The 15878-nt window shown below is 64.4% G+C and carries 17 protein-coding genes; 10 read left to right on the top strand and 7 right to left on the bottom strand.

The annotated features are described in order from the left end of the window. Nucleotides 1-52 precede the first annotated feature (52 nt). From H8A95_RS21565 to gyrA, 3 genes are all read left to right on the top strand, one after another. Complete coding sequence (locus tag H8A95_RS21565; RefSeq protein ID WP_024583984.1) at nucleotides 53-544, top strand: single-stranded DNA-binding protein; 492 nt, start codon at nucleotides 53-55, stop codon at nucleotides 542-544. Nucleotides 545-797: 253 nt separating this feature from the next. Continuing rightward, a complete protein-coding gene (locus H8A95_RS21560; protein WP_229184915.1) occupies nucleotides 798-1196 on the top strand; it encodes a DUF2306 domain-containing protein in 399 nt (132 codons plus the stop codon). Nucleotides 1197-1409: 213 nt separating this feature from the next. Beyond that, on the top strand, nucleotides 1410-4136 hold the full coding sequence (gyrA, locus tag H8A95_RS21555) for a DNA gyrase subunit A (RefSeq protein WP_229184914.1): 2727 nt from the start codon (nucleotides 1410-1412) through the stop codon (nucleotides 4134-4136). 411 nt (nucleotides 4137-4547) lie between these two features. Here gyrA and H8A95_RS21550 read toward each other — a convergent pair whose 3' ends face one another. Then, nucleotides 4548-4727, bottom strand: a complete 180-nt coding sequence (locus tag H8A95_RS21550; RefSeq protein ID WP_229184913.1) for a hypothetical protein — start codon at nucleotides 4725-4727, stop codon at nucleotides 4548-4550. A gap of 260 nt (nucleotides 4728-4987) precedes the next feature. Here H8A95_RS21550 and H8A95_RS21545 point away from each other — a divergent pair, with 260 nt between their 5' ends. Then, nucleotides 4988-5797, top strand: coding sequence for a transglutaminase-like domain-containing protein (locus H8A95_RS21545; RefSeq protein ID WP_229184912.1), 810 nt, complete (start codon nucleotides 4988-4990; stop codon nucleotides 5795-5797). Next, the gene (locus tag H8A95_RS21540) at nucleotides 5794-5985 is read left to right on the top strand and encodes a hypothetical protein (protein ID WP_229169030.1); all 192 of its coding nucleotides are present in this window, start codon (nucleotides 5794-5796) and stop codon (nucleotides 5983-5985) included. The genes H8A95_RS21545 and H8A95_RS21540 overlap by 4 nt, the downstream gene beginning before the upstream one ends. 83 nt (nucleotides 5986-6068) lie before the next feature. On the opposite strand, the gene H8A95_RS21535 is transcribed toward H8A95_RS21540, so the two are convergent. Both H8A95_RS21535 and H8A95_RS21530 read right to left on the bottom strand, forming a co-directional pair. Next, a complete protein-coding gene (locus H8A95_RS21535) occupies nucleotides 6069-7967 on the bottom strand; it encodes a potassium transporter Kup (protein WP_229184936.1) in 1899 nt (632 codons plus the stop codon). A gap of 203 nt (nucleotides 7968-8170) precedes the next feature. Next, entirely contained in the window at nucleotides 8171-8428 is a 258-nt protein-coding gene (locus H8A95_RS21530; protein WP_229184911.1) for a hypothetical protein, read from the bottom strand. A 267-nt stretch (nucleotides 8429-8695) separates the two neighbouring features. On the opposite strand from H8A95_RS21530, the gene coaD reads away from it, so the two are divergent. The 5 genes from coaD (at nucleotide 8696) to queA (ending at nucleotide 11882) form a co-directional block, all read left to right on the top strand. After that, on the top strand, nucleotides 8696-9193 hold the full coding sequence (gene coaD, locus H8A95_RS21525) for a pantetheine-phosphate adenylyltransferase (RefSeq protein WP_229184910.1): 498 nt from the start codon (nucleotides 8696-8698) through the stop codon (nucleotides 9191-9193). Between the two features lie 48 nt (nucleotides 9194-9241). After that, nucleotides 9242-9805: a peptidylprolyl isomerase gene (locus H8A95_RS21520; protein ID WP_229184909.1), complete on the top strand. Its 564-nt coding sequence runs from the start codon at nucleotides 9242-9244 to the stop codon at nucleotides 9803-9805. A 5-nt stretch (nucleotides 9806-9810) separates the two neighbouring features. Continuing rightward, a complete protein-coding gene (locus tag H8A95_RS21515) occupies nucleotides 9811-10251 on the top strand; it encodes an energy transducer TonB (protein WP_229184908.1) in 441 nt (146 codons plus the stop codon). After that, a complete protein-coding gene (locus tag H8A95_RS21510) occupies nucleotides 10227-10691 on the top strand; it encodes a peptidylprolyl isomerase (RefSeq protein WP_229184907.1) in 465 nt (154 codons plus the stop codon). Before H8A95_RS21515 ends, H8A95_RS21510 begins: the two co-directional genes overlap by 25 nt. Nucleotides 10692-10805: 114 nt before the next feature. Continuing rightward, the gene (gene queA, locus H8A95_RS21505) at nucleotides 10806-11882 is read left to right on the top strand and encodes a tRNA preQ1(34) S-adenosylmethionine ribosyltransferase-isomerase QueA (RefSeq protein WP_229184906.1); all 1077 of its coding nucleotides are present in this window, start codon (nucleotides 10806-10808) and stop codon (nucleotides 11880-11882) included. A gap of 219 nt (nucleotides 11883-12101) precedes the next feature. On the opposite strand, the gene H8A95_RS21500 is transcribed toward queA, so the two are convergent. From H8A95_RS21500 to H8A95_RS21485, 4 genes are all read right to left on the bottom strand, one after another. Then, the gene (locus H8A95_RS21500) at nucleotides 12102-13139 is read right to left on the bottom strand and encodes an aspartate-semialdehyde dehydrogenase (protein ID WP_229184905.1); all 1038 of its coding nucleotides are present in this window, start codon (nucleotides 13137-13139) and stop codon (nucleotides 12102-12104) included. A 265-nt stretch (nucleotides 13140-13404) separates the two neighbouring features. Continuing rightward, complete coding sequence (locus H8A95_RS21495; protein WP_233287155.1) at nucleotides 13405-13983, bottom strand: PepSY domain-containing protein; 579 nt, start codon at nucleotides 13981-13983, stop codon at nucleotides 13405-13407. A 347-nt stretch (nucleotides 13984-14330) separates the two neighbouring features. Then, nucleotides 14331-15092, bottom strand: a complete 762-nt coding sequence (locus H8A95_RS21490; protein ID WP_229184904.1) for a TetR/AcrR family transcriptional regulator — start codon at nucleotides 15090-15092, stop codon at nucleotides 14331-14333. Between the two features lie 96 nt (nucleotides 15093-15188). Next, on the bottom strand, nucleotides 15189-15878 hold a 690-nt coding region (locus H8A95_RS21485), incomplete at its 5' end, for a patatin-like phospholipase family protein (RefSeq protein WP_338027906.1).

Below are 15878 nucleotides of genomic sequence, written 5' to 3'. Positions count from 1 at the left end.
TGAGAGTGGCGGCCGATGTCCGGACGCCCGGTTTTTGAGTGGAGATGATGCGATGGCAGGAAGCGTGAACAAGGTGATCCTGGTTGGAAACCTCGGCAAGGATCCGGAAATCCGGCGGACCCAGGACGGCCGTCCGATCGCAAATCTTTCCATCGCCACCTCGGAAACCTGGCGCGACAAGGGCACCGGCGAGCGCAAGGAAAAGACCGAGTGGCACCGCGTCGTGATCTTCAACGAGGGGCTCTGCAAGGTCGCCGAGCAGTATCTGAAGAAGGGCGCCAAGGTGTACATCGAGGGTCAGTTGCAGACCCGCAAATGGACCGACCAGAGCGGCGTCGAGAAGTACTCGACCGAGGTCGTGCTGCAGGGCTTCAACTCCAACCTCACCATGCTCGACGGGCGGAGCGGTGGAGGCGGCAGCTTCTCCGATGATGGCGGCAGCGATTTCGGCTCGTCCGGACCGGTCAGCTCGGCACCGCGCCGCGCAGTTGCCGCCGGCGGCGGCAGCCGCAACAGCGACATGGACGACGACATCCCGTTCTGAGCGCGCCCCTCGAACATTCCGTCGGCCGCCGCCGCCCCGTGAAGATCATTTCCCGGGACGGCGGCTTGAAGCGTCATGGCAATTTCCTCATGTGAATTGTGAGGATAACTACCTAACTGTCTGGAGCATTTTACGTCGCTGACGGCGAACAGCGCGAGTTCCCGGGACTTTGACACAGGTCGATGTGAATGATATTTACATTGGCCCGCGGCAAGCGATGTCCGGCCGCGCGCTTCACTCGAGGGCCGCCTCCATGAGCCTCGCGCCGTTGCTCGACGCCGCGCCTGCGATCCCGCTCCATGCCTTTGCCGCGATGGCCGCCTTTGTGCTCGGCTCCATTCAGCTCGCCGCACCCAAGGGCACGCTGCCGCATCGGACGCTGGGCTGGATCTGGGTGGTCCTGATGCTGGTCGTCGCCGGGAGCTCGTTCTGGATCCACCAGATCCGTCTGCTGGGGCCATGGAGCCCGATCCATCTGCTGTCGATCTTCTCGCTGGTCATGCTGGTGCTCGGCGTGACGGCTGGCCGGAGCCACAACGTCCGCAGCCACAAGTTCACGATGATCGGCATCTTCTTCGGCGCGCTGGTCATTGCCGGACTGTTCACCTTCATGCCCGGGCGGATCATGCACGCCGTGATTTTCGGCCACTGAACGTGCGAATGCCGGGTGCTGCGAGACCGGGTCCAGCTGGTCTTTGCCGTCAGGCAATCGCGGCCCGGAGCGGACCGTCCAGGAACCTGCAATGTCGCCAGTAAGTGCATGAAAAAACGAAGGGAAAAACGGCTTGCGGGAGCCGCCGAAGGGTGGTTATCAGACCCCCGATGGGCTATATGATTCCCCAGTAAAACTGACCGGATTTCCCCTTTGTCCGAACCCGAAGACGACAAGCCCGGCGAGCCGCCGGTGCCCTCAGATATTCGTCCCGTTTCCATTCTCGACGAGATGAAGAAGTCCTACCTCGATTACGCGATGAGCGTGATCGTGTCGCGTGCGCTGCCCGATGCCCGCGACGGGCTGAAGCCGGTGCACCGGCGCATTCTCTACTCGATGCACGAGCAGGGACACACCCCGGACAAGAAGTACGTGAAGTCCGCGCGCGTCGTCGGCGACGTGATCGGTAAATATCACCCGCATGGCGACCAGTCGATTTACGACGCGATGGTCCGCATGGCGCAGGATTTCTCGCTGCGGGTGCCGCTGATCGACGGCCAGGGCAATTTCGGTTCGGTCGACGGCGATCCGCCGGCGGCCTATCGATACACCGAGGCGAGGCTGACCAAGGCGGCGCTGGCGGTTCTCGCCGATATCGACATGGAGACCGTCGATTTCCAGCCGAACTACGACAACTCGGAGAAGGAGCCGTCGGTTCTGCCGGCCCGGTTCCCGAACCTGCTGGTCAATGGCGCCGGCGGCATCGCCGTCGGCATGGCGACCAACATCCCGCCGCACAATCTTGGCGAGGTCGTCGACGCCTGCGTGGCGCTGATCGACAATCCGGCGCTTACGATCGACGAGCTGATCGACATCATTCCCGGACCTGACTTTCCGACCGGCGGCGTCATCCTCGGCCGCCAGGGCATCCGCTCGGCCTACCATCTCGGCCGCGGCTCGATCGTGATGCGCGGCAAGGTCGCGATCGACACGATCAGGAAAGATCGCGAAGCCATCATCATCACCGAAATTCCCTATCAGGTGAACAAGGCGACGATGGTCGAGCGTATCGCCGACCTCGTGAAAGAGAAGAAGATCGAGGGCATCGGCGATCTCCGCGACGAGTCCGACCGCGACGGCTATCGCGTCGTCATCGAGCTGAAGCGCGAAGCGGTGCCCGACGTGGTGCTCAACCAGCTCTACCGGTTCACGCCGCTGCAGACGAACTTCCCGGCCAACATACTGGCGCTGGATTCCGGCCGTCCGCAGACGATGAATCTGAAGGATCTGCTCACCATCTTCATCGCGTTCCGCGAGCAGGTGGTGACCCGGCGGACCAAGTTCCTGCTCGGCAAGGCGCGTGATCGCGCCCACATTTTGGTTGGCCTCGCGATCGCGGTTGCCAATATCGATGAGATGATCCGTGTCATCCGAACCTCGCCCGATCCGAACACCGCGCGCGACACCCTGATGTCGCGCGACTGGCCGGCACGCGACGTCGAGGCGATGATCACGCTGATCGACGATCCCAGGCATCGCATCAACGACGACGGCACGCTCCGGCTGTCGATGGAGCAGGCCAAGGCGATCCTCGACCTGCGGCTGCAGCGCTTGACCGCCCTGGGGAGGGACGAGATTTCCGCAGAACTCGACAAGCTCGCGGCGGAGATCGCCGACTATCTCGACATCCTGCGGTCGCGCGCCCGCGTTCAGTCGATCGTCAAGACCGAACTGGCCGAGGTGAAGCAACAGTTCGCCACCCCGCGCAAGACAGTGATCATCGAGCAGGAAGGCGAGGTCGAGGACGAGGACCTGATCCAGCGCGAGGACATGGTCGTGACGGTGTCGCATGCGGGCTACGTCAAGCGTGTGCCGCTGTCGACCTACCGGGCACAGCGCCGCGGCGGCAAGGGCCGCGCCGGCATGCAGACCCGCGACGAGGATTTCGTCGCGCGCCTGTTCGTGGCCTCGACCCACACGCCGGTGCTGTTCTTCTCGTCGCGCGGCCAGGTCTACAAGGAGAAGGTCTGGCGGCTGCCGATGGCAGCGCCAAACGCGCGCGGCAAGGCGCTGATCAACATTCTGCCGCTGGAGCAGGGCGAGCGCATCACCACGATCATGCCGCTGCCGGAGGATGAATCCTCCTGGGGCAATCTCGACGTGATGTTCGCGACAACAGGCGGCACCGTTCGCCGCAACAAGCTGTCCGATTTTGTCGACGTCCGCCGCTCCGGCATCATCGCCATGAAGCTCGGCGAGGGCGAGGCGATCGTCGACGTGCAGATCTGTACCGAGCGTGACGACGTGCTGCTGACCGCCGCCGGCGGCCAGTGCATCCGTTTCCCGGTCACCGATGTGCGCGTCTTTACCGGCCGCACCTCGATGGGCGTGCGCGGCATCGCGCTGGCCGAGGCGGACAAGCTGATTTCGCTGTCGATCCTGCGCCACGTCGAGACCACCTCGGACGAGCGCTCGGCCTACCTGAAGATGCGCCGCGCGGTGGCCGGCGAGGCGACCGTCGAGGAGCCCGCGGATGCCGAGGGCGAAGAGACGGCGAATGCGATCCAGCTGTCGCAGGAGCGCTATGCCGAGCTGTCGGCGGCCGAGCAGGTGGTGCTCACCGTCTCCGTCAACGGTTTCGGCAAGCGGACCTCGTCCTACGAGTACCGCACCACCGGCCGTGGCGGTAAGGGTATCGTCGCGATGAGCGTCAACAACCGCAACGGCAATTTGGTGGCGTCGTTCCCGGTCGAGGACGCCGACCAGATCATGCTGGTCACCGACAAGGGACAGCTGATCCGCTGCCCGGTGGCCGACATCCGCGTCGCCGGCCGCTCGACCCAGGGCGTGATCGTGTTCGATACCGCCGAGGACGAGCACGTCGTCTCGGTCGAGCACATTCCGGAGGAAGAGAACGGCGCGAACGGGAACGGCGAGTAGGGCCGTTCCCGAACGTGGTTCGTTGCATGCGGCTCGAGGTTGGGGCGCCACGCCAGGTTGACTGATGCCTGATTGCTTGACGCACAGGGCTGCGCCTATGCGTCGTTTCGCCGAGTTTCGAGAACGTGCGTCTCGGTTCGTCGAAGGGCGATCCGCTCAGGGCGTCTGGGGGGCAGATAGCATTGTGAACAGAACGCTATCGCCGTCCCGTTGCGCTGTTTCGCGTGACGTCGCGTAGCCGTGCACGAGCTCCAAAAACCACCTTCGGAAACATGCCATTTCCAGCGAGTGGGCTCTTTCTGCGCACTCACGACAGCCTCCAGGAGGCGAACGCGGGTTTGTTTGGCCATCTTGCCGACATGCGTCTTGGTTGGCCCGCTTGCGAGCGCGCCCAATCTGGTCGCGCAGGAGTTATTTCTTCTTCCTCGGCGGGGGAGGATTGATCTCGGCGATCTTGCGCAGGCAATCGGCTTCGGTGTCGTGCGGGCCGGTCACGAATGTTCCGCTGACTTTTGTGGAATACCAACCTGAGGTCACGCCGAGGCGCATGGACTCTTCAATCTTGACGTGACGAGGCGAGAGATTTTGCATGAAGGTCTTTCGGTGAGTGCGTTCGAATCTTTCTCGAACGCGCGGAGGAGGCTTTCAACCATCCGACTCGAACATTCGTCGGGTTCGCCTCGCGCTGGCAAGCCGCGCCAGCCGGCAAGCGTCGTCGTTCCTGCGCGTGATTGCAGCAAATAGCCAGCACTTTCTCGCGCGATACGGGTATTTGTCCGATCAGGCACATCGTACCTTGTATTCGACTGCATCATCGCCATGTCGGTAGGACAAACAGGAACGTATTTCGAATGAAGCTTCGCGTCGGATTCGAAATGCACTACGAGTTCCCCCAGCCGACGCCCATGATCATGGTGCTGGGCACACATTTCACGCGTGCGTCCGACATCATCGTCCCCGACCACCTGACCACCACCCCCGCGGTGCCGATCACGCCGTATCGCGACGGATTCGGCAATTGGTGCAGCCGTATCGTCGCGCCGGCCGGTCCGATGCGTCTGGCGGCCGATGGCGTCGTGCGCGACAGCGGCGAGCCTGATCCGGTGTTTGCTTCGGCCGGCCAGCACGCGGTCGAGGACCTGCCGGCGGACACGCTGGTCTATCTGCTGGGCAGCCGCTATTGCGAGACCGACCGGCTTTCAGAAATCGCATGGAAGCTGTTCGAGGGCACGCCGCCGGGTTGGCCGCGGGTCCAGGCCATTTGCGACTTCGTCCATCGCCACATCGCTTTCGGCTACGAGCACGCCCGCGCCACCAAGACGGCGCGGGAGGTCTTCGACGAAGGCAAGGGCGTGTGCCGCGACTACGCGCATCTCGCCATTACCTTCTGTCGCTGCATGAACATTCCGGCGCGCTATTGCACCGGCTATCTCAGCGACATCGGCACCCCGCTGCCTTGGGCGGCTGGTGATTTCGCGGGCTGGTTCGAGGCCTATATCGGCGGCCGCTGGCATATGTTCGATCCGCGCAACAACGTGCCGAGGATCGGCCGGGTTCTGATCGCACAGGGACGGGATGCCTCCGACGTTCCGATCACCCAGACGTTTGGGCCAAACACGCTGATTTCGTTCAAGGTCTGGACCGACGAGGCCGCGTCATGACCGATGATACCCAAGCCCTCAGTTCGGACGAGTTCGCCTCCCTGGTCGAGGTCGGCAAGGGCGACGCGCAACGGGAGATTCCCCAATTGCACGGGGAGCGGCTTGTCGGTCTCGGCTACGCGGTCAGACGGCTCGGTGAACTCGGCCTGACTGCATCCGGCGTTCGTCGTCTCGCAGTCGGCAAATAGACCGTCGAGGCCCTCGGATGTCCGTGTCCGATTTGGGGTCCCGGATTGTGCTCCGCTCCATCCGGGCTACGTGAGCTGCTCGATCAGATCTCGATCTCGGTGCCGAACTCGACCACTTGACCGGTCGGCACGCCGAAGAACGCTGCGGAGCGTTCGGCGTTGCGCTGCAGGAAAGCGAACAGCGATTCGCGCCATACCCACATGCCCGGAACGTCCTCACGCGGGATGATGGTTTCACGGCCGATATAGTAGGTCACGTCGGAGAGATCGATGCCGGGCAGCTTGCCCTGCCGGCAGGCGAGCTGCAGTCCCTCGTAGATCGTCGGATACTGCATGAAGCCGTAGTGCAGGATGATCCTTGTGATGCCCGGGCTGATCTCGTTGACGTCGGCGCGTTCCTCGTCGGGAATCCTCGGCCGCTCCTCGATCTGCACGGTGACCAACAGCACGCGCTGATGCAGCACATGATTGTGCTTGACGAACTGGGTCAGCGCGAGCGGTACGCCGTTGGGGGCCGAGGCGAGGAACACCGCGGTGCCGGGCAGGCGGGCGCTGCATTTGTTGACCGCGGTCTCGATCAGATCCTCTTCGGGCTGGCGCAGCTTGCCGCGCGCCTTCTCGACCAGCTTCACGCCGCCGCGCCAAGTCATCATGAGGAACGCCACCGCGGCCGCGAGCAGCAGCGGGAACCAGCCGCCCTCGAACAGCTTCTCGGTATTCGCCGCGAAGAAGATCGCGTCGATGATGAAGAAGAAGCCGTTCACCGCGATCACGAGGATCGGCGAATAGCCCCACTGGATCGCGACCAGCGCGGCGAGCAGCGTGGTGATCGCCATCAACAGCGACACGGCGATACCGTAGGCGCCGGCGAGAGCGTCCGAGGTGCCGAACGCCAGCACGGCACCGAGCGTGCCGGCCGCGAGCAGCCAGTTCACCAGCGGCACATAGATCTGCCCGATCGCGTCACTGGTGGTGTGTTGGATATGCATGCGCGGCAGGAAGCCGAGCTGGATCGATTGCTGGGTCAGCGAGAACACGCCGGAGATGATGGCCTGCGAGGCAATCACGGTAGCGAGGGTGGCGAGCAGGACCATCGGGTAGTGCGCCCAGTCGGGCGCGAGCTGGAAGAAGGGGTTGTCGATCGAGTTCGGGTCGTTGATCAACTCGCCGGCCTGGCCGAAATAGTTCAGCACCAGCGCGGGAAGGCAGACGGCAAACCAGGCGAGCCGGATCGGAAAGCGACCGAAATGTCCCATGTCGGCATACATTGCCTCACCGCCGGTGACCGCGAGGAAGGCGGCGCCGAGGATGGCGAAGCTGACGTGAAAATCCTGATGGATCAGGAAATCGAACGCATAGAACGGGCTCAGCGCGACCAGCACACCGGGCGCCTTGACGATGCCGTGAACGCCGAGCGCCGCGAGCACGGCGAACCAGAACAGCATCACCGGGCCGAAGATCTTGCCGATGAAGCCCGTGCCCTGCTTCTGCATGAAGAACAGGCCGATCAGGATGATGACGGTGAGCGGCACCACCGCCGGCGTCAGCGAGGGCGCGTCGACCTTGAGGCCTTCGATCGCCGACAGCACTGAAATCGCCGGTGTGATCGCGCCGTCGCCGTAGAGCAGGGCGGCGCCGATCAGGCCGACCACCAGCAGATGGGAGCGCCAAGTGCCGGGCGCTGCATTGCGCGCCGAGAGCAGCGCCAGCAGGGCGACGATACCGCCTTCGCCGCGGTTGTCCGCGCGCAGGATCAGCATCGCGTATTTGACTGAGATGATGAGGATCAGCGCCCACAGGATCAGCGAGACCACGCCGAGCACTGCACTTTGTGTCAGCGGGCCACCATGGGCGGCGGCCTTGGCGGCTTCCTTCAGGGCGTAGAGGGGGCTGGTGCCGATGTCGCCATAGACGACACCCAGGGCACCGAGCGTGACCGCGACGGGGAACGGACTGCTGGGAGGATGGCCAGAAGAAGCGATGGCGGGTGTAGTGGTCACGGCAATCCCCCGATGGCTTGCGCCCTCCGGGTCATCCGGGCGGGCGCCTTAGACGATAGTCTGCGACGGGACGTCGCAAATTACCATGGGATTTGCGTGACAGTCTGGCCTTACGCCATGCTGAACGATTGCATCAGTGCGCTCTGTTGGCGCAGACCGGGATCCAGCTTGGTTGAAAAATTGTTCTACGGCGTGCGGTCGGCAGTGACGAGGCGAGCTTCGCGGACCACCGTCTTGTTGCCAGCGCTGCGCAGGCAGGAGGCTTCAAAATTCGGCCAGGCCTGCTGCGAGCAGTTCTTGCCGACCGAGTGGATGTCGAGACGGTCCGCCTTGGCCAGGGGCTGCGGGGTGGAAGCTTCGACCTGCGGCGCAAAGCCCGGCAGCACGGTGAGCGCGGCGGCAATGAACGCGGCAACGGCGATAGCGGAAAGTGCCTTGATCATGACGGTCCCCATGTGAGCGGACCCCCCGGGCCCGTCGTTTCGTTGTCCAATGTCTACCGGCCGCAAGTTTCCTGGTGTCTTCGCCACCCCAGGAAATGGTTTCGTCGCGGGCCGGTTTTGTTTCGTCCGCCAACGGCCGACGAAACATTCACCCTCGTAGACGCTGGCATCCCAGAACTCGTTCACTGGACCAGGAGGAATTTATTTCGCGCAGTCGCGGGAACCTGGGCGGCTTGCCGGGGAGAGCCGGGCGGGTTAGGAGGGACCATGTCCCGTATCGCGATCTATCCCGGCTCCTTCGATCCCGTCACCAACGGCCATCTGGACGTGGTGAGACAGGCCGTCTTCCTTTGCGACCGCCTGATCGTCGCCATCGGCGTCCATCCCGGCAAGAAGCCGCTGTTCTCCACCGAGGAGCGGCTGGCCATGGTCCACGAGGTGTTCGGGCCCATCGCCCAGAAGGCGGGCTGCGCCTTCGAGAGCGCGACCTATGACAATCTCACGGTTGCCGCAGCCCGTGCGGCCAAGGCCACGCTGATGATTCGCGGCCTGCGCGACGGCACCGATCTCGACTATGAGATGCAGCTCGCCGGCATGAACGAGGCCATGGCGCCCGAAGTGCATACCGTGTTCGTTCCGGCGTCGGTCGCGGTTCGCCCGATCACCGCCACGCTGGTGCGCCAAATCGCCCAGATGGGCGGCGAGTTCTCTGCATTCGTGCCGTCATCAGTCGCCGCTAGCCTGAAGGCCAAGTTCGCCGGCTGATACCGGCGGCCTGCCACATCCCGAACGTTACAGAGATCCGGAGTTTCCATGATCCGCATTCTTGCATTCGTCGCCGCGCTGCTCTGCGTCGTGCCCGCGGTGGCGCAACCGCTGCCTGCCAATCTCGACAAGGCCAATGCGATCGTGATCGACACTACCAAGGGCCGCATCGTCATCAAGCTGCGCACCGACATCGCGCCCCAGCACGCCGAGCGCATCAAGCAGCTGGCGCGCGAGGGCTTCTACAACAACGTGCCGTTCCATCGCGTGATGGATGGCTTCATGGCGCAGACCGGCGACGGCCAGAACTTCAACGGCACCGGCGGCTCGAAATATCCGAACCTGAAGCAGGAATTCTCGCAGGTCCCGTTCAAGCGCGGCATCGTCGGCATGGCCCGGCGCGGCGACAGCGTCGACAGCGCCAATTCGCAGTTCTTCATCATGTTCGCCGACGGATCGAGCCTCAACGGCCAGTACACCGTGATCGGCGAGGTGGTGTCGGGCATGGATGTGGTCGACAAGCTGAAGAAGGCGTCTGCGGGCTCGCCGGGTGGCACCGTCACCGATCCCGACAAGATGGTGAAGGTGCAGGTCGCATCCGACATCAAGTGATCTGGATGGCGGCGCGCAGCAAACCACTTGCCTGGTTCGCCGCGCCGTTGATCTGCCTTGCGCTCACCGTGCCGGCGCGGGCCGAGCCGCCGGAGCAACTCAATACGATCAGGGATGTCGTGCTTGCCGTCCACCGCTGCTGGCGGCCGCCGCCGGCGGACAAGGCCGGCCCGATCGACATTACCGTCATTGTCAGCTTCAACCGCGAGGGCGCGATCCTCGGACATCCCAGGATCAGCTATGAATCGCAGGAGGCGACCGACAATGACCGGATCGCATACCGGGTCGCGGTGATGGAGGCGTTGCAACGCTGCACGCCGATGCCATTTACCGAGAGCCTGGGCGGCGCAGTGGCTGGCCGCCCATTCGCGATCCCGTTCAGGAACAAGAAATATCCACCCCGAAGCCAGGAGAAGCGAGCATGGCTGCTACCGAAAATACTCTGATCCTCGAAACCACCCAGGGCCCGGTCACGATCGAGATGCGCCCGGATCTCGCGCCCGGCCACGTCGCGCGGATCAAGGAGCTGGTCCGTGAAGGCTTTTACGACGGCATCGTGTTCCATCGCGTGATCGACGGCTTCATGGCGCAGACCGGCTGCCCGCAGGGCACCGGCATGGGCGGCTCCGGCAAGAAGCTGAAGGCCGAGTTCAACAAGGAGCCGCATGTCCGCGGCACCGCCTCGATGGCCCGCGCCGCCAGTCCGGATTCCGGCGACAGCCAGTTCTTCATCTGCTTCGACGACGCCTCCTTCCTCAACGGCCAGTACACGGTCTGGGGCAAGGTCACCGAGGGCATGGAGAACGTCGACAAGATCAAGCGCGGCGAGCCGGTGCAGAACCCGGACAAGATCGTCAAGGCGCGCATGGCCGCCGACGCGGCGTAAGCCAAACACTCCGTCATTCCGGGGCGATGCGCAGCATCGAACCCGGAATCTCGAGATTCCGGGTTCACGCTTCGCGTGCCCCGGAATGACGGTGCTGAAGTAATAATCACCGCCATGCGCACCGATCTCTTCGACTTCGAACTGCCGCCCGAAAGCATCGCGCTCCGGCCCGCGAGCCCGCGCGATTCCGCGCGGATGCTGGTGGTGCATCCCGACGGCGTGCTGCGCGACGCCATCATTGCCGACCTGCCGCATTGGCTGGAGCCGGGCGATCAGATCGTCGTCAACGACACCAAGGTGATCGCAGCCCAGCTCAAAGGCCGCCGCATCGGGCGCGAGACCGAGCCGAAGATCGAGGCGACCCTGATCAAGCGGCTCGACGGCTCGCGCTGGCAGGCGCTGGTGAAGCCGGCGAAGAAGCTCGCCCCCGGCGACACCATCCGCTTCGGCAACGAAGGCAAGGTCTGCCTGCTCGGCAATCTCGATGCGCAGGTCGAGGCAAAAGGACAGGAGGGCGAGGTGACGCTGTCATTCTCGTTCCACGGTCCGGTGCTCGACCAGGCGATCGCCGATGTCGGCGCCACGCCGCTGCCGCCCTACATCGCCTCCAAGCGCACGCCCGACGACCAGGACGTCAGCGACTACCAGACCATGTTTGCCGCCAATGAAGGCGCGGTCGCAGCGCCGACGGCCGGACTGCACTTCACGCCGGCGCTGGAGGCGACGCTGAAGAGCCGCGGCGTCGAGCTGCATCGGTTGACGCTGCATGTCGGGGCAGGGACGTTCCTCCCGGTGAAGGTCGACGAGACCTCCGAGCACAAGATGCACGCCGAATGGGGCTGCATCACCAGCGAGACCGCTAACGCATTGAATGCCGCGCGCGCAAAAGGCGGCCGGATCATTGCGATCGGCACCACGTCGCTGCGGCTGCTGGAAAGCGCCGCCAATGCCGACGGCACCATCCAGCCGTTTGCGGCCGAAACCTCGATCTTCATCACGCCCGGCTATCGCTTCCGCGCGGTCGATATTCTGCTGACGAATTTCCATTTGCCGCGCTCGACGCTGTTCATGCTGGTCTCGGCCTTCTCGGGCCTCGAGACGATGCAGGCCGCCTACGTGCACGCGATCAGGGACGGCTACCGGTTCTATTCGTACGGCGATGCCTGCCTGCTGTTTCGGGCCAAGAGCTAAGTCCGCAAGCACGCACTAAAGACCGTCACCCCCGCGCAACGGCTTTGCCGTTGTCGCTGGAGGTGGCCGCTCCTTCAGCGGCCCTCGAAGGGCGACGGCCCGACTGGGGGCCGTGCATCCTTCGAGGCTCGCCCAGCGGCGCAATTGCGCCGCAAGGCTCGCACCTCCAGCGACAATGGCTTAGCCGTTGCGCGGGGATGACGGGGCTGGCTGCTTATCTCACGCCATCGCGCGCTCGGGCAGCAGCTCGGCGATCTGCACCGCGTTCAGCGCGGCGCCCTTGAGCAGCTGATCGGCGGCGACGAACATCGAGATCGAATGCCCCGAGGGATCGCTGAGGTCCTTGCGGATGCGGCCGACCAGCACGTCGTCCTGGCCGGAGGCGTCGATCGGCATCGGGAAGTAGTTCTTGGCGCGATCGTCGACGATCTTGACGCCCGGTGCCTGCGCCATGATCGCGCGCACCTGGTTCTCGGTGATCGGCTTCTCGCATTCGAAGGTGATCGCCTCGCAATGCGCGCGCAGCACCGGCACCCGCACGCAGGTGACGCCGACCGCGATCTTCTCGTCCTCGAAGATCTTGTGGGTCTCCTTGATGACCTTGGTCTCTTCGTCGTTGTAGCCGGTCTCCGGATCAACAGCCGTGTTGTGGTTGAACAGATTGAAGGCGTAGGGGTGCGGCATCACCTTCGGGGTGTAGACCTGTCCGTTGAGATTGGCGCGGGTCGATTCGACGAGCTCCTCCATCGCCGCCGCGCCGGCGCCGCTCGCGGCCTGGTAGGTCGAGATGATCACGCGCTTGATGCGGTTCTTCTGGTGGATCGGCCACAGCGGCACCAGCGCGGTGATCGCGGCGCAGTTCGGATTGGCGATGATGCCCTTGTGGTCGCGGATACGCCTGGCGTTGATCTCGGGGATCACCAGCGGCACGTTCGGGTCCATGCGGAACGCGGAGGAGTTGTCGACCACGACGGCGCCGGACCTCACCGCAACCGGTGCGAACTTCTTGGAGATGCCGCTGCCGGCCGAGAACAGCGCGATGTCGACGCCTTCGAAGGCGCGCTCGCTCAGCTCTTCGATCACGACCGGCTTGCCGCGGAAGGTGACGGTCTTGCCGGCCGAGCGGGCGCTCGCCAGCGCCTTCAGCTTGCCGACGCGGAAGCCGCGCTTGTCCATGGTGGCGATGAATTCGGCGCCGACTGCACCGGTGACGCCGACAATCGCGACGACGGGATCGTTACTCACTGTGTCCTCCATTTCAGATTTGCTCGATGTGCTGCAGACAACAAAAAAGCCCCGGACCTTCATCAGGCGGGGCTTCGGGCAGAGATGATGCGGTTCGACCGACTACGACGCGCGCACGCCTCCCGAGGCCCCAGAGGGCTTGGTGGTTTTGGTGGTGCGTTTGGTCGCGGTGATCATGATGAGGACTTATGCGGGAGAGATCGGCGCCCGTCAACGGCTTTTGGGGGAAAACCTGGCCAGCGAAGACTTGGCAAAGGAAGATTTGGCAACGCCCGCGTCAGCGCCGACGCACGCCCGGCGGCTCGAGGATTACCTCCTTCAGATCGCTGCCGGTGAGCACGACGATGACGAAATTGAGCTTGCCGCGTTCGCGCATCATACCGCCGCTGATTGCCTTTCCCGAGGTCGTGTGCTCGGCGACGCGCACCGCGTCGGCAAGGCGATGCCGGAGCGCCCTGAGCACGGCGAGGTTGTCGCGGTCTTCGGCGTCGAGGGATGCCAGCGGCGAGGCGGCCTCGCCACCGATGACTTCGCCGGTTGAAGCGTTGATGGAGTGCTGCCAGATGCGGTCCCGCTGCATGGTCTTGACCCGGTAGACCGCGGGCTCGGTTGCGCCGTCGAAGCTGACGTCGGCGGTGATCGAACCGGAGTGCAGCGCCTCGGCAATCGCCATCGCCTTGCGCAGCGAGATCTGGGCGGCCTGGAAGCTGTCGAGCTCGCGGCGAACCGTATGCACGTCGAGCCCGTTGTCACTGTCCTGCGGGGTGAGCGCGGCGGCCTCCGAGCTCGTGATCGCACGGGCCGGCGCCGCGAAGGGCAGGGCCAGCAGCGCGGCTGCAAGCAGCCAGATTCCCAATGACCAATGCCTCGATGCGCGCAATCGTCCTGTCCTCATCGTCGAACCTGTATCGAACTTGTGCACGCGCCCCCGCGCTATTGAGCGGCCGGGCGGGCCGAGAAAATGCGGCCGACCCCTAGTTTGTCAGAAGTCGGCCGCCGAACGTTCAGACGAAGCGATGGCGGCTGCTGCGTCGTGACGATCGAAGTTTACAAGGCGACACAAAACCCTTGGGGGCTGTTCCGGGTCCGGCGTCTCTTTGCAACTAAACAATACGGTTTCGTTCTGTTTTTTCAAGGTTGCCCGCGATAAATGGTTGCTCACGATAACGTGCGAGACGATAGAACGATCCTGCTGAAAGCCGCTTAGCGGGCCGGTCGGCGGCGCGCCTTCGCCGGCTCCTTGGCGGCGTCGCGCAGCCGGTCCCGCGGTCCCACGGCACCGGCGAGGAACAGCCGGATCGAGACTTCCATCCGGGTCACGGCGGCTTTCATGTCGATCGGGATCCCGAATGTCGCCATCCGGTGGGTGTGGCCGACCACCATGTTGAGGAATGTTTCGGCCGCGATCGTAGTGTCCTCGAGATCGAGCGCGCCCTTGTCGACCAGATGGTCAAAGAACTCGGCCGTCGTCGACACGGCTTTCGACCAGCCCTCGTCGACGGCGAGCTTGGCCACCTCGGGGAAGTTGATCGCCTGGGCGGTCAGGATCCGGCTGAAGGCGATGGAATCTGCGCTGCAATTCAGCACCAGCAACTGGCGCCCGAGATCGATCAGCCGCTCCTCGACCAGGCCGTCGCAGCTGCCGTCCCCGTGCATTTCGGCTGCCGCGGCGGCGAGCGGGGCCAACCAGCGGGCAATTTCGCGCCGGAGCACCGCGGCGAAAAGGCCGCGCTTGTCGCCATACTGCCCATAGACGGTGGGCTTGCTGACGCGGGCGGCCTCGGCCACCGCGTCGATCGACGTCGCGTCGAAGCCGCGCTCGAGGAACAGGCGGGTGGCGACCTCGATCAGCCGCTGGTCGCGCTCGATCGCGGCGTCCCGGGTCGGCCGGCCGCCGCGTGACTTGATCACGCCGCGCTTGGCCGGCTGTTTAGCCGCCTTGGCCTTGGTTGCCGTCAATCCCATTGCCCATTCATCTCGTTGTGCGTTCGGACGGGTCGCTCCGGTCTATAACCCGCGCGGTGCGGATTCGTCCAATCGGCGGTACCCGGGGCGGGCCGCTCAGGGCGGCGTCGCGGTCCAGGCCTGTCCCGCGGCGGCCTTCTGGTATCCGTATTGGTAGAGCGCGCGCATGTAGCCAGTGTCGAAGCCTTGGGTTTCCGGCGCCGGATAATCACGTTCGATGTAGGACAGATGGAAGCCCAGTCGGTTACGCCGGGCGAAATCATAGGTCGACAGGATGACAGAGCGCGTCTGCGCCTGCGTGATCGCCGAAATGCTGCGCGAGGCGACGTCGATCGTCGAGTTCGACACCAGCTGGAAGTTTCCTTCGAGCTTCTTGTTGACGAGGATGTAGATGTCCATGCGGCCGCTGGCAGGCCAGCTGCGTTCGCGGAACATCAGCGCGTCGGGCAGCGTCAGCACCGGCGCGGTGACGCCGCCATCGACATGCATCTCCTGGAAGCGGCGGCCCTGGCCCTCGGCGTCGATCATGATCGGCGGAAACACCAGCGGGATGCTGGCGGACGCGGCCATCACGTCGCGAAACAGCTGCAGCGCCTCGGGCGTTCCGACCGTGGCGATCCGTCCCATGTCCCAGATCACCGTGCGCTGGGTGTCGAGATCGGTGGTGACGATCAGGAGCTTGCGGCCCTTGGCGTTCTCGCGCGCCACCTCGCTCATGACGTCCGGGCCGACGTAACGCGCCACCAGTTCGCGCAGCCGCTTGTTGCCGAACAGGCCGGAGCCGAA

It is taken from the genome of Bradyrhizobium oropedii (assembly GCF_020889685.1).
Taxonomy (GTDB): Bacteria; Pseudomonadota; Alphaproteobacteria; order Rhizobiales; family Xanthobacteraceae; genus Bradyrhizobium; species Bradyrhizobium oropedii.
This window is presented reverse-complemented; position numbering and strand designations above follow the sequence as displayed.